Source organism: Pseudomonas sp. 9.3L (assembly GCF_058536285.1).
In genome coordinates, this window is record NZ_JBZUBK010000001.1 from 290,513 (window position 1) to 303,479 (window position 12,967).

A 12,967-nucleotide genomic window follows, 5' to 3' on the forward strand; every position below is an offset into this window, starting at 1 on the left:
ACATCCCCAGTGCCCCCTATATCCCGATGCCCCTTATAAGGAAAGCCTCATGAACGCAAAAGTCTGGCTGGTCGGCGCTGGTCCTGGCGATCCCGAGTTGTTGACTCTCAGGGCAGTACGCGCGCTGCGCGCCGCCGATGTGGTGATGGTCGATGACCTGGTCAACCCCGCCGTGCTTGAACACTGCCCTAGCGCCAAAGTCATCAGCGTCGGTAAACGCGGCGGCTGCCGCTCCACTCCCCAAGCCTTTATCCAACGCCTAATGCTGCGCTACGCCCGTCAAGGCAAATGCGTGGTCCGCCTTAAAGGCGGTGACCCTTGCATCTTCGGCCGAGGAAGCGAAGAGGCGGACTGGCTCGCCACTCATGGCATCGAAGTAGAAATGGTCAACGGCATCACTGCAGGCCTGGCGGCTGCCACCCAGTGCGGTATCCCTCTGACTTTACGTGGCGTCGCCCGTGGCGTAACCCTGGTAACCGCCCACACCCAGGACGATAGTCAACTGAACTGGCAAGCCCTGGCTCAGACCGGTACTACGTTGGTGATCTATATGGGCGTGGCCAAGCTTGAGGAAGTACGCCGCGAATTGTTGGCGGGCGGCCTTGCCCCCAACACGCCGGTGGCGATGATTGAAAATGCGTCCATGCCTCAGCAGCGGGAGTGTCGTGCGGTGTTGAGGGATATGGATGAAGCGGCTCGGGCGTTTGAGTTGAAGGCGCCAGCAGTGATGGTGATTGGGGATGTAGCGGGGCGGAATAGGTTGCCTCTATCGAAAGACAGCTTCGGTTTTAGACCTGATGCGCTTCATTACTAACCGAGCGACGGCAGCGAACCCTAGGCCGGTGAGATGCTTGACCATACGTAGAAGCATTAGGATAGCGTCAATCTGAGCGATGGCTCGAATATCGTTCTCAAGGTTCACGGTGGCCACGGTAGCGGCTCCCGCTGCGCTGTGAAGGCCGTGGCGCGAAGGCTGGCGTGGATTATTTTTCACAACGCGCGCTTAGTCCCTAAATAAATAGCGAGCCCAGGCTTCAATGCCCATGGCTGCGCCCCACGTGGCTCGGCGCTGCAGGGGAGAGCTCAACCGCGCCATTGACCTCCAACCGCTCAAGAATGCCGCATTGGGCGGTGGTGGCGTCGGCGTGGCATCGCTCACGCAGGGCTACCAGTTGTGCCTCTAGCGCCAGAAGGCCGTTGATGCGCGATCGCACATGGACGATATGTTCATCTACCAAGGTATTGACCTCAACGCAGGGGGCCGTGCCGTTGTCGCGCAAGGTCAGCAGCGCACGGATTTCATCCAGTGTCATGTCCAGGGTGCGGCAGTTGCGAATGAACGTCAGGCGCTCCACATGCGCTTGGGTGTAGTGCCGATAGTTGCCATCGGTACGGGCCGGAGCGGGCAATAGTTGCTCTCTTTCGTAATACCGGATGGTCTCTACCTGGCAGTCAGTGGCTTTGGCCAATGCACCAATCTTCATACCCTGCTCCTTTAGCGCTTGACCCTATAGTGGCTACAGGGTGTTGACTAGGCAATAGCCAATGTTTGGAGTGCCCCATGAGCCGAGTCACCAACCTACCGCCCGATACGACGCCACCGTGCGAGCCTACTGGCGCGCAGGCCTGCGGTCATGGGCATACTCACGACCACGACCACGACCACGACCACGACCACGACCACGACCACGACCACGACCACGACTACGACCACGACGCGCCGACGCAGGTCAGCTTCACGGCCAGCGCTGAGGGCATCCTGAGCCGCTTTCGTATCGAAGCCATGGATTGCCCCACTGAGCAAACGCTACTGCAAAAGCGGCTGAGCACCGTCTCGGGCGTGCATAGCCTGGAATTCAACCTCATCAACCGCGTGCTTGGGGTCAGGCACTCCTTGGCTGACACTGCGCCCGTGGTAGAGGCAATCGCAGAGCTGGGCATGACGGCTGTGCCGCTGGAAGACGCCCAGGCCGAGGCCGCGCAGTCCCCTATGCCCAGCCGGCGGGGCAAGGTTGCACTGGGCGTTGGCCTGGTCGCCGCCGCAGCCGCCGAGCTGTGCCACCTGCTGGAGTTTGGCCCGCATTGGCTGGTTATTGGCCTGGCCTTGGCGGCTATTTTCACTACAGGGCTGAGCACCTATCGCAAAGGCCTGATCGCCCTGCGTCAGCGCAACCTCAACATCAACGCCCTGATGAGCATCGCTGTAACCGGCGCCGCCTTGATCGGGCAGTGGCCAGAGGCGGCGATGGTGATGGTGCTGTTCGCGATTGCCGAGCGTATCGAGGCCCGCTCGCTGGAGCGCGCCCGCAGCGCCATTGGTGGGTTAATGCAGCTAACCCCCGAGACCGCCACGGTGCAGGGTGCCAATGGCCAATGGGAAATCCAGGCCGTGGCTCAGCTGCCAGTGGGCAGCGTACTGCGGGTACGGCCTGGGGAACGTATTGCCTTGGACGGGGAGGTTACCGCAGGCCGTTCGACGCTGGACCAGGCTCCAATCACTGGCGAGAGCCTGCCCGTGGACAAAGGTGTAGGTGATGCGCTTTTTGCAGGCACGATCAACCAAAGTGGTGAGCTGGAGTACCGTTCAACCCAAGTGGCGAGCGACTCCACCCTCAGCCGTATCCTGCGAGTAGTGGAGCAAGCCCAAGGCAGCCGTGCGCCTACCCAACGTTTCGTGGACCAGTTCTCGCGCGTGTATACCCCAACGGTCATGGCCCTTGCGTGCGCGGTGGCGGTACTGCCGCCGTTGCTTGGGCTGGGCACGTGGCTCGACTGGCTGTATCGCGCGCTAGTGCTGCTGGTGGTTGCCTGCCCGTGCGCGTTGGTGATCTCTACCCCGGTGACCTTGGTCAGTGGGCTGGCGGCAGCGGCCAGACGAGGCATTCTGGTCAAAGGCAGCGCTTATCTGGAAACTGCTCACACGCTGCAATGGCTGGCGTTGGACAAGACCGGCACGCTAACCCAGGGCGCGCCCGTGCTCACGGACGTCGTGCCGGTACAGGGCGATGTGGAGCAGGCCAAAGCCCTGGCGGCGCTATTGGCCGCACGCTCCGACCACCCGGTGTCCAAGGCCTTGGCCACCGGGCTGGGCGTGCAGCCGCAGCGTACCTTGACTGATTTCGAGGCGTTGCTTGGGCGTGGCAGCCGCGGGCGAATCGACGGTCATCTGTATACCCTGGGTAACCACCGGCTGGTGGAAGAGCAGGGGCTCTGTGGGCCAGCGCTTGAGGCATTACTAAAGGGGCTGGAGGGTGCGGGCAAGAGCGTGGTGGTGTTGTGCGATGCCCAACAACCGCTGGCGGTATTTGCCGTGGCTGATACCTTGCGCGAGACCAGTGTCGAGGCAATCGCCACGCTGCACACGCTTGGTGTGAATACCTTGATGCTTAGCGGTGATAACGCCACTGCGGTCGCTGCAATTGCCGCTCAGGTAGGCATCGATCAAGCCCGTGGCAACTTTTTGCCCGAAGACAAACTGGCCGCCATCGAGGCGCTGGTAGGCCAGGGTCAAGTAGTGGGCATGGTGGGTGATGGTATCAATGACGCGCCTGCGCTGGCGCGGGCCAATATCGGCTTCGCCATGGGGGCGGCGGGCTCTCACACTGCCATCGAGACTGCTGACGTTGCCCTGATGGACGATGACCTGCGCAAGGTGGCCGAATTCATCAGGCTCTCGCGGCGTACCCGGACGCTACTGGTGCAGAACATCGTGCTTGCCTTGGGCATCAAGGCCGTGTTTCTGGTGCTGACCCTGATGGGTATGGCAACCCTGTGGATGGCCGTGTTCGCTGACATGGGTGTCAGTTTATTGGTAGTGTTCAATGGCTTGCGATTGCTGCGCTGGGCCCATTGAGGCTTCAGTTCCCTTCGTTACGCGCCCTCGGGGCTGCGTAGAATGGGTTTGCAGCCCCAGGCCTAGGGCTTGGGCGCACAGTGACACACCTGATGGGGAGTGAGTACCGGAGGGCTTTACGGCGTCTCTGACCTCGAATGATTTGCCTGCTCGCACCTGGCCTGTTGCCACGCTTCGATTGAAGTCGCCATCGGATACTCGCTTCGGCAACCCTCCGATCAAGCTAGAAGGTGCAGTTCAGTATGACGTTTGAGTTTTTGGATATCGTTTCCACCACTACATTTCTTGGCATTTCCGTAGCGAACTGGTTTTTCATGCTTTGCCTGATCGTGTTGAGCTTTACGATCGCCAGGGGCTTTATCGGGTTTATCTTGAGAAAGCTCAGGGCCCGAGCAGACAGACCAGGAGCACACATAAGCCACATTGCTATCAGTGTGCTGTCCAGTACCAGCAATACCCTGCTCTTGTTAGCTTCCATCCTGATTGGCGTGGGGATCCTCGACCTGCCGGAACGCTGGCTGACGCGGGTCAGCAGCCTGTGGTTCGTGGTGGTGGCGCTCCAGGTAGGCCTATGGGCCAACCAAGCCCTGGCGCTGGCGCTCAGGCACTACTTCGTCAGAAACAGCCAGGCCGACCTGTACCAAGCCAGTGCCCTCGCCACCTTGAGCCTCTGGGGCGCGAAAGTGCTGTTGTGGGCCATTGTGGGGCTGGCCATGCTGTCCAACCTGGGCGTGAATATCACGGCCTTTGTGGCCAGCCTCGGGGTAGGCGGTATCGCCATCGCCCTGGCCGTGCAGAACATCCTTGGCGATGTGTTCGCGTCGCTTTCCATTGCGGTGGACAAACCTTTTGAAATAGGCGATTTCATCGTGGTGGGTTCACTGGCGGGTACGGTGGAGCACGTCGGCTTGAAAACTACGCGCATCCGCAGCCTGGGGGGCGAGCAGATCGTCATGGCCAATGCCGAGATGATTGGCAGCACCATCCAGAATTACAAACACCTTCGGGAGCGGCGTATCGTTTTCAAGTTCAGCCTGACCTACGACTGCTCCACGAGCCAGATCAAACAGGTGGTCGGCGCCTTGCGTACGATCATCGAAGGGCAGGAAATGGCGCGCTTTGACCGGGCTCATTTTCAAGGGTTTGGGGAAAGCTTCCTGAACTTCGAGGTGGTGTATATCGTGCTGGACCCTGGTTACAACGTGTACATGGACATCCAGCAAGCCATCAATCTGGCAATGATCGATGCCTTCAAAGAGATTGGCGTGAAGTTCGCAGTACCGAGCAGAACCCTGTTCGTGGAATCGCTTCCACCTATGAATGCGGCGGGAGGGAGCGCGCCGGACAGCCAGGGCAGTGCGCCTGTTGACCAACGCGAGGCGGGGCACGGCGAGCCGTCGCAATCGGCTTAGAGCTCGGTCATCAGTGTCGCCAAGGCCTGCTCGCGGTCGGCTCGACCCTGGCGAAACCCAGGGTTGAGGCTGGACCACTCGGGGTGCGCCCGGGCGCGCTTGAGCACGGCGGGCAGGCGGCCTTGACGCCACTGTTGAGGATCGTGGTTAGGTAACTGAAGGCTTCCTTGCGCAGCGTGCCCGCGCTTGGCCAACGCTACTATCAAGGCCTGCTGGCGTAGTGCCAATAGTCGCAGCACCGCATCGTCCACGCTGAGTACCTCTTCACCTCGCCACTTGCCCAACAGGCGGCCGCCATAACCGCGGGCAGTTTGCACGGCGCCACCCGCCATTGCGCCTGCCAGGGTCGCCAAGCCTAGGGTCAAGCCGCCGGTGAGTAAGTCCACGCCCGCGCCCGCTGCAGCACCCGCCGCCATGCCGCCGCCTACTTTGATACCCATTTGCCGAAGGGTCTCGGGGTTGAACAGGTCCTGATCCCAGCGGCCATCCAGCAAGGGAAGGGCGCCTGATTCAGCATCACTTGGCCTGAAACCAAACACCTCTAGCAGGGCGCCGACGCAGTGCTGTTCACGCTGGCGTACGGTCTCTTGCAAGGCGACTACACCTTCGCGTTGAGCCTGCTGAGGAACCGCCCGACGACAGGCTGCGCAGTCGATCAACAGCTCCGCAATCAAGCGCCGCCCAGCGGCCAGGCGCAGGTCGTGTTGTTGGCGCAGGTCGTCGATCAGGCGCTCCAGCGAGGGCCTGGCTCGTTCAATCAGCAAGGCCAGGCTCTCATATAAACGCCGCTCGCCTTGCTCAGGGGGCGCCACGCTATCGAAGGCCACCAGCGCATGCAGGCCAAGCCGTGCCAGCGCCGCCTGCCAGGCGTCGCGCCGCGCAGTAGGCGCTCTGACGAAGTTCAACACGGGAAGCAACGGCTTGCCGCAACTGGCCAGGATATGCAGTTCGTCCTGGTACTTGGCCAGGATCGGCTCGCGTGCGTCGATGACATACAGGCCGGCGTCAGAGCCCCGGAGCTGGCGCACCACTTTGGCTTCCTGCTCGAAGCGCTGGCGGGCTTCAGTTGAGCCAAGAAACGCTTCAATGCGGCTGGGCCCATCAAGCCGCACCTGGCCGCCCCCTAAACGTTCCAGGTACTCCAGCAACGCAACGGCGTCTTCCAGGCCGGGGGTGTCGTACAGCTCAAGCAAGGCGTGACCGTCGACCAGCAAGCGCGCGCCTTCGACATGGCGCGTGGTGCCGGGGCGGTGGGACACTTCACCAAAGGTCACATCGCGGGTAAGGGTACGCAGCAGGGAGGTTTTGCCGACATTGGTGTGGCCCACCACGGCCAATTTGAGTGCATCAGGCATGGTCGTGCTCCAGCCAGGCCAAGGGAAAGGCTGCGCTATACGTAAGCTGCAAATGCGCAAGGGCGTCGTGCCAGGCGGCCTCTCGGGCGGGGTCGGCCAACTGGCCGGGTGGCGGTGGCATGAGCCACACCTGAGTCTGGCCAGCACCGCGTGACAGCTCGGCCAGCAGCGCTTGGGTACCCCGGTCGGGCGAGCGGCGCGGATCGCATACCAGCAACAGGCGTTCAGGCGGGTGAGCCGATAAGGTATCGAGCAGGCGTTGACGTGACTGACGGTCGTCCAGTACGCCTGCATCGGTGATCTGCGCGCCGGTCGGCGGGGGCCAGGGCTGGTCATCGTCCAGCTCGATGCCCACCATGACCGCGCCCGTGCCCGGTACTGTCTGAGCCGGCAGCGCTGGCGCCCATGCTGGCTCAGCAGGCAGGTCACTGGCTCCCAGGCGCTCACTGGAAGGCATTAGCAGTGTGCGCAACCTGGCGACTTCCGGATGCGTGGCGTCGGCACGTAACCGCTTGGCCCCGTGGCGCCAGCGCACCCAGCAGCCGAGGGTTAACAGCGCACGTGGCACCACGCCATAACACAGCAACACACCGACCAACCAGCCGGCCCATGCCTGGCGTGCGCCATCCAGGGTAGCGGGGCCGTCACCACTGGCACGGATGAGGTCGCTGGCGGGTACTGGAAAACCTAGCCAGCCAGGCAGGGTGCCTAGCTGTGCGGTCAACGCCACGAAGGTATCGCTGTGCAGCAGCGTGGTTTCCCACACAAAATCATAACGGCGCGTCGCAAACATCAGCACAAGGGCTGTAAGGCTGGCCAGCAGGCAGAGTGTCCATAGGCCATTGACCGCCGTGCCAAACAGCCAGCGGTTGAGGCGGTGCCGGTGCAGCAACCCAACCAAAGCAGCCCCCAGGTGCGCTGCCTTGGCATCACGGGCCAGGCGCTGGCTCAAACTCATCCACACACGTGCCAACCAGGGGCCGTGGCTGCCGCCTGGCACCAACAACCCCACCAGCCAGGCCGCTAGCATCACTATGTGCAGCCCAAGCAAGCTGCCAGTAGCCCAGAACACATTGACTGGAGCAGGTGCGCCTGCCAGGGCGGTTGCCGCCATGCCCGCGCCGCTGACCATCGCCGCCAGGGCCAGAACTATCAGGCCCAGGCGTGCGCCTTGTTTCCAGTGATTCAACGCGTCAGTCAAGCCGTCACGGCGGGCCAACCACAGCGCCCGAGCTTCCAGGCGCTGAGTAAAATCTCCGCCTGCCTGGCGTGCCTCGCGGTTGGCCTCGCCGTCCTCAAGAGGGCCGGCCTGACGCTCGCGCAGGCTGATGGCCTCTGTCAGCCAAAGGGTGTCGAGCTTGTTCACGCGTGCTCCTGTGATCGTGCAAGCGGCCAGCATACCGCACCCTGGCTGCCCAAGGCGTATGGCTCTGCTATCCTCGCCACTATGAACAAGACCTTGACCCTTAGCCTGATTGCTGCCCACGCCGAGAACGGCGTGATCGGTATCAACAACCGCATGCCCTGGCACTTGCCAGGGGACTTTCGATACTTCAAAGCCCGTACGCTGGGCAAGCCCATCATCATGGGGCGCAAAACCTGGGACTCACTAGGCAGGCCGCTGCCAGAGCGGCTGAACCTGGTCGTGAGCCGTCAGGCTGGTCTGTCACTGGAGGGCGCTGAGGTGTTTTCTTCGCTGGCGTCGGCTGTGGCCCGTGCAGAAGCGTGGGCCAAAGCCCAGGGCGTCAACGAGGTCATGCTGATCGGCGGTGCCCAGTTGTATGAAGTGGGCTTGCCCTTCGTTGACCGGCTCTACCTGACCCGGGTAATGGCCGCGCCTGAAGGCGATGCGTTCTTCCCTAAGCTCGACCCCTTGGCCTGGACGAAGGTCATGGACACACCGAACCGCGCCGAGGGTGACGCGCCGGCCTATCATTTTGAGGTGTGGGAGCGCGTGGGCGAGGTGTAATAACCGTTTGCCCGCCCTCGCGCAGGGCTACGGAGCATAGCCCCGTAGCGGTGCACGGCAAGTGTTAACCGTCCAGCATTGCCTTGTTGCGCACGGCGCCCTTGTCGGCGCTGGTGGCCAGCAACGCGTAGGCCTTGAGGGCCGTGGTGACCTTACGTGGGCGAACCTCGGCGGGTTTCCAGCCTTTTTCTTCCTGATCGGTACGACGCGCGGCCAGCTCCCCGTCGTCGACCAATAGGTTGACCGTCCGGTTAGGGATATCAATCAGTACTTTGTCCCCGTCCCGAGCCAGAGCGATGGTGCCGCCTGCGGCAGCCTCGGGTGAGGCATGGCCAATGGAAAGCCCGGACGTACCGCCTGAGAAGCGGCCGTCGGTGAGCAGCGCACAGGCTTTGCCCAGCCCTTTGGACTTCAGGTACGACGTGGGGTACAGCATCTCCTGCATGCCTGGGCCGCCTTTGGGGCCTTCGTAGCGGATAATGACCACATCGCCTGCTTTCACTTCATCGTTCAGGATGCCGCGCACTGCACTGTCCTGACTTTCGAAGATCTTCGCATTGCCCTCGAACCGGTGGATCGACTCATCCACACCCGCTGTTTTGACCACGCACCCATCCACCGCCAGGTTGCCGTACAGCACCGCAAGGCCACCCTCCAGGGAGTAGGCATGTTCCAGGTTACGGATGCAGCCCTCGGCGCGGTCATCGTCCAGCGTGTCCCAGCGCGTGCTTTGACTGAAGGCGACTTGGGTTGGGATGCCAGCGGGGCCTGCGCGGTAAAACTCGCGCACGGCCTCATCGGTGGTTTGGGTGATGTCCCACTGAGCAATAGCGTGGGCCATGCTCGGGCTGTGCACGGTGGGTACGTCAGTGTGCAACAGGCCTGCGCGGGCCAACTCGCCGAGAATGCCGAAGATGCCGCCGGCGCGATGAACATCCTCCATGTGGTACTTGGGCGTATTGGGCGCGACTTTGCACAACTGCGGCACGGTGCGGGACAGGCGGTCGATGTCACGCAGGTCGAAGTGCAGCTCTGCTTCTTGGGCGGCAGCCAGCAGGTGCAGGATGGTGTTGGTAGACCCACCCATGGCGATGTCCAGGGTCATGGCGTTTTCGAACGCTTTGAACGACGCGATATTGCGGGGCAACAGGGACTCGTCGTTGTCGTGGTAGTAGCGTTTGGCAACCTCCACGATGGTACGGCCTGCCCGCAGGAACAATTGCTCACGGTCGGCATGGGTCGCCAGCAACGAGCCATTGCCCGGCAGCGCCAGGCCGAGCGCTTCGGTCAGGCAGTTCATGGAGTTGGCGGTGAACATCCCCGAGCACGAGCCGCAGGTAGGGCATGCGCTGCGTTCGTACTCAGCGACTTTCTCGTCCGATGCGCTGCTGTCGGCGGCAATCACCATGGCATCTACCAAGTCCAGGCCATGGCTTGCCAGCTTGGTCTTGCCTGCCTCCATGGGGCCGCCCGACACGAAGATCACTGGGATGTTAAGACGCAGGGCTGCCATCAGCATGCCAGGGGTGATCTTGTCGCAGTTGGAGATGCACACGATGGCATCCGCGCAATGGGCATTGACCATGTACTCCACCGAGTCGGCGATGATCTCGCGGCTGGGCAATGAATACAGCATGCCGTCATGGCCCATGGCAATGCCGTCGTCCACGGCGATGGTGTTGAATTCCTTCGCCACGCCACCCGCGCGTTCGACTTCACGCGCAACCAGTTGCCCCAAGTCCTTGAGGTGTACATGACCGGGCACGAACTGAGTAAAGGAGTTGGCGATCGCGATGATGGGCTTTTTAAAGTCTTCGTCTTTCATCCCGGTGGCACGCCACAGCGCGCGGGCACCGGCCATATTCCGGCCATGGGTGGATGTTTTCGAACGATAGTCAGGCATGAAGCGCTCCGGGCGGGAAATCAGGTTCCAGGGAAATCGAGCCGTGTACGGTTCCAGAAGAGGCGGCCGTTGGGCTGCCCTTGCGGACGTGGCCGACAGCTGCGCGGGATCGCCGCAAGCTCGGGCCTGGCTCGTAAAACCGCCGGGGGATAGTTGGCGATGAATAGGCCGATTCTACACCGCTGGCTGCAAGAGGAAAGGTGGTTGCCGACCATGGGCTCGCCTCGTGGGCAATGGACAAGGCATGTAGGAATTTTCAGAGAAACGTTTCAGCTATCGCATGGTGGGTGGCTGCATGGGGGGCGACGCTCCTAATATGCCTGCGCCGCATATGCGGTGACCAGAGACCCACGAATGGACATTTCCAGTTCATCGACCATCGACCACCTGAAACAGGCGTGTTGCCGCCTGGCCTGGTGAGCTGAGCGGCATCCGCCGTTGGCGCTCCGGCCTGCCTGGCACGCCCGGAGATTGCCATGACTCAAACCTTTATCCCCCACGGCCATACCGCGCACATGGATGTCGCCAAGGCCCAGTTGGCCGCTGACACTGCGCGTTACCTTGCCCTGATGACCTGCGAGCACGCACTTGAAACCCTTGAACAGGTCGGGCTCGCCCAGCGAGCCGAAGTATTTGGCTACCTTCCGCTCGGGCAGCAGGTAGCGTTGACCGAGTGCATGTCCAGGGCCCAGCTCGCTCAGCTGATCAGCGCGATGTCTGCCGATGAGCGTGCCGACTTGTTCCAGCGGCTCGGCGAAGGGGTACGCGGCCCCTTGCTGACGGCCCTTGCACAAGCTGAGCGCGACGACCTTCTCAAGCTTAGCGCTCATAAACAAGGTACTGCTGGCGCGATCATGACCAGCGAATACTGCACGGTCGACAACAGCATGACCGTGACTCAAGCGATTGCTGCGTTGCGTCAGAGCGCACCTGCAGCGGAGACCATCTACCAAGCCTATGTGCTGGATACCCTGCGGCGCCTCACGGGCGTATTGTCGCTGCGAGACCTGGTGCTGGCTGAGCCCGATGCGCGTGTGGCCAGCCTGGTTCGGGCGCAGGTGGTGAGCGCCCCCGTGGCTTGCTCACAAGAGCGAGTGGCTGCGCTGATCAATGAGTACGACCTGCTTGCGCTGCCTATCGTCAACGACCAGCAGCAGCTGGTAGGCATAGTGACCTGCGATGACGCCATGGACGTGGTGGTAAACGAGGCCACCGAAGACTTTCACAAAGGCGCCTCTATCGCCGCTCATATAGGGAACCTCAAAGACGCTACCGTAGGTTTGTTGTACCGCAAGCGCGTGTTCTGGCTGGTGCTGCTGGTGTTTGGCAACCTGTTCTCCGGTGCCGGAATCGCGGCTTTCGAGGACATCATCGCGGCGAACATCGCCCTGGTGTTCTTCCTGCCACTGCTGGTGGACAGCGGCGGCAATGCGGGCGCCCAGTCCGCTACCCTGATGGTGCGAGCGCTCGCCACGGGTGAAGTGGTACTGCGGGACTGGATCAAGCTGCTGGGCCGGGAGTGCACCGTGGCCCTGGCGTTGGGCCTAACCATGGCAGCTGCCGTGGCGCTATTGGGCGTGGTGCGCGGCGGGCCTGCCATCGCAACGATCGTGGCCTCGAGCATGGTCATCATCGTGTTGATTGGGAGCGTGATCGGCATGAGCTTGCCGTTTTTGCTCAGCCGCCTGCGGCTAGACCCCGCCACCGCCAGCGGCCCCTTGATTACCTCTATTGCCGATGCGGCAGGTGTATTGGTGTACTTCGCCATCGCTAGTCAGGTGTTGGAGCTGTAACGGCGTCAGTGGGCGCGGTGGCGAGGGTGAACAGCACCAGGCCTGCCGCGCCAAACAAGACGAAGGTTATAGGCAGGGCCGCCGCGATGTCCTCGATGAGGCTAAGCCCCACACTGATCGCACCGCCGCCCATATAGATGATGGTGTTCAGCCCCGCCGCAGCGGTACCTGCGCGCCCTGGCAGGGCATTCATGGCCATGGTGGTGGCTGCCGGTCGTGCCAGTGAAACCCCACACGTCATGATGCAGACGCCGAGCAGCAGCGTAGCGGCTGTCATGCTTGCCGCCAGGTGTAAAACGCCCATGGTCAGGCCGCCTACGATAATGAGTGCGAGCCCCGCCTGTATTTGCCTGCTTTCGTTTGCCCACCCAGAAATGCGAGTGGCGATTAAAGCTCCCATCAGGTACGTACCGCCGTAGACAAGCATCAGCCAGCCATAGCTATTGGCGTTAAGTGCCAGGGTTTCTAGAAATAGAACCGGGGACAACACGATGAAAGAGAAATGGCTGGCGAAGGCCAGCATGGCTACACCACTGGCACTGATGAAAGCGGCCCGGTTCATGGCCTGCCCCGCAGGTGTCGACTGCTCGCGGTTGTTCAGGCTCACGGTGCTGGGCAATGCCCATATTGCGAGTACACCAGTTGCCACGGCCATTACAGCAGACACAAAGAAACCACCTTC

10 protein-coding genes are annotated in these 12,967 nt (G+C 62.0%); 5 read left to right on the forward strand and 5 right to left on the reverse strand.

Going from position 1 to position 12,967, the window contains the following annotated elements; genetic code table 11:
• Positions 1–49 precede the first annotated feature (49 nt).
• Positions 50–814 carry a uroporphyrinogen-III C-methyltransferase gene (gene cobA, locus AC4LE2_RS01270; RefSeq protein WP_491823587.1) on the forward strand — a complete coding sequence of 255 codons (765 nt, stop codon included), beginning with the start codon at positions 50–52 and terminating at the stop codon, positions 812–814.
• Between the two features lie 220 nt (positions 815–1,034).
• On the opposite strand, the gene cadR is transcribed toward cobA, so the two are convergent.
• A complete protein-coding gene (gene cadR, locus AC4LE2_RS01275) occupies positions 1,035–1,484 on the reverse strand; it encodes a Cd(II)/Pb(II)-responsive transcriptional regulator (protein WP_491823588.1) in 450 nt (149 codons plus the stop codon).
• A gap of 77 nt (positions 1,485–1,561) precedes the next feature.
• On the opposite strand from cadR, the gene AC4LE2_RS01280 reads away from it, so the two are divergent.
• Both AC4LE2_RS01280 and AC4LE2_RS01285 read left to right on the forward strand, forming a co-directional pair.
• Positions 1,562–3,853, forward strand: a complete 2,292-nt coding sequence (locus AC4LE2_RS01280) for a heavy metal translocating P-type ATPase (RefSeq protein ID WP_491823589.1) — start codon at positions 1,562–1,564, stop codon at positions 3,851–3,853.
• A 242-nt stretch (positions 3,854–4,095) separates the two neighbouring features.
• Positions 4,096–5,265, forward strand: a complete 1,170-nt coding sequence (locus AC4LE2_RS01285; protein ID WP_491823590.1) for a mechanosensitive ion channel family protein — start codon at positions 4,096–4,098, stop codon at positions 5,263–5,265.
• On the opposite strand, the gene AC4LE2_RS01290 is transcribed toward AC4LE2_RS01285, so the two are convergent.
• A complete protein-coding gene (locus AC4LE2_RS01290) occupies positions 5,262–6,620 on the reverse strand; it encodes a DUF3482 domain-containing protein (RefSeq protein ID WP_491823592.1) in 1,359 nt (452 codons plus the stop codon). The two genes, AC4LE2_RS01285 and AC4LE2_RS01290, sit on opposite strands and share 4 nt — an antisense overlap.
• A complete protein-coding gene (locus tag AC4LE2_RS01295; RefSeq protein ID WP_491823593.1) occupies positions 6,613–8,019 on the reverse strand; it encodes a DUF2868 domain-containing protein in 1,407 nt (468 codons plus the stop codon). Before AC4LE2_RS01295 ends, AC4LE2_RS01290 begins: the two co-directional genes overlap by 8 nt.
• 48 nt (positions 8,020–8,067) lie before the next feature.
• Between AC4LE2_RS01295 and AC4LE2_RS01300 the strand changes: the two genes are divergently transcribed.
• Complete coding sequence (locus tag AC4LE2_RS01300) at positions 8,068–8,589, forward strand: dihydrofolate reductase (protein ID WP_491823595.1); 522 nt, start codon at positions 8,068–8,070, stop codon at positions 8,587–8,589.
• A gap of 64 nt (positions 8,590–8,653) precedes the next feature.
• Here AC4LE2_RS01300 and ilvD read toward each other — a convergent pair whose 3' ends face one another.
• A complete protein-coding gene (ilvD, locus tag AC4LE2_RS01305; protein ID WP_491823597.1) occupies positions 8,654–10,492 on the reverse strand; it encodes a dihydroxy-acid dehydratase in 1,839 nt (612 codons plus the stop codon).
• 476 nt (positions 10,493–10,968) lie between these two features.
• On the opposite strand from ilvD, the gene mgtE reads away from it, so the two are divergent.
• Positions 10,969–12,285: a magnesium transporter gene (mgtE, locus tag AC4LE2_RS01310; RefSeq protein WP_491823599.1), complete on the forward strand. Its 1,317-nt coding sequence runs from the start codon at positions 10,969–10,971 to the stop codon at positions 12,283–12,285.
• Here mgtE and AC4LE2_RS01315 read toward each other — a convergent pair.
• Positions 12,263–12,952 (reverse strand): MFS transporter, encoded by a 690-nt coding sequence (locus AC4LE2_RS01315; protein ID WP_491823601.1) that lies wholly within the window; start codon positions 12,950–12,952, stop codon positions 12,263–12,265. The two genes, mgtE and AC4LE2_RS01315, sit on opposite strands and share 23 nt — an antisense overlap.
• Positions 12,953–12,967: the final 15 nt, after the last annotated feature.

Bases quoted from the DNA above. Each gene is read 5' to 3' on its own strand.
- cobA (WP_491823587.1), top strand. From the start codon at position 50: ATGAACGCAAAAGTCTGGCTGGTCGGCGCTGGTCCTGGCGATCCCGAG.
- cadR (WP_491823588.1), bottom strand. From the start codon at position 1,484: ATGAAGATTGGTGCATTGGCCAAAGCCACTGACTGCCAGGTAGAGACC.
- AC4LE2_RS01280 (WP_491823589.1), top strand. From the start codon at position 1,562: ATGAGCCGAGTCACCAACCTACCGCCCGATACGACGCCACCGTGCGAG.
- AC4LE2_RS01285 (WP_491823590.1), top strand. From the start codon at position 4,096: ATGACGTTTGAGTTTTTGGATATCGTTTCCACCACTACATTTCTTGGC.
- AC4LE2_RS01290 (WP_491823592.1), bottom strand. From the start codon at position 6,620: ATGCCTGATGCACTCAAATTGGCCGTGGTGGGCCACACCAATGTCGGC.
- AC4LE2_RS01295 (WP_491823593.1), bottom strand. From the start codon at position 8,019: ATGCTGGCCGCTTGCACGATCACAGGAGCACGCGTGAACAAGCTCGAC.
- AC4LE2_RS01300 (WP_491823595.1), top strand. From the start codon at position 8,068: ATGAACAAGACCTTGACCCTTAGCCTGATTGCTGCCCACGCCGAGAAC.
- ilvD (WP_491823597.1), bottom strand. From the start codon at position 10,492: ATGCCTGACTATCGTTCGAAAACATCCACCCATGGCCGGAATATGGCC.
- mgtE (WP_491823599.1), top strand. From the start codon at position 10,969: ATGACTCAAACCTTTATCCCCCACGGCCATACCGCGCACATGGATGTC.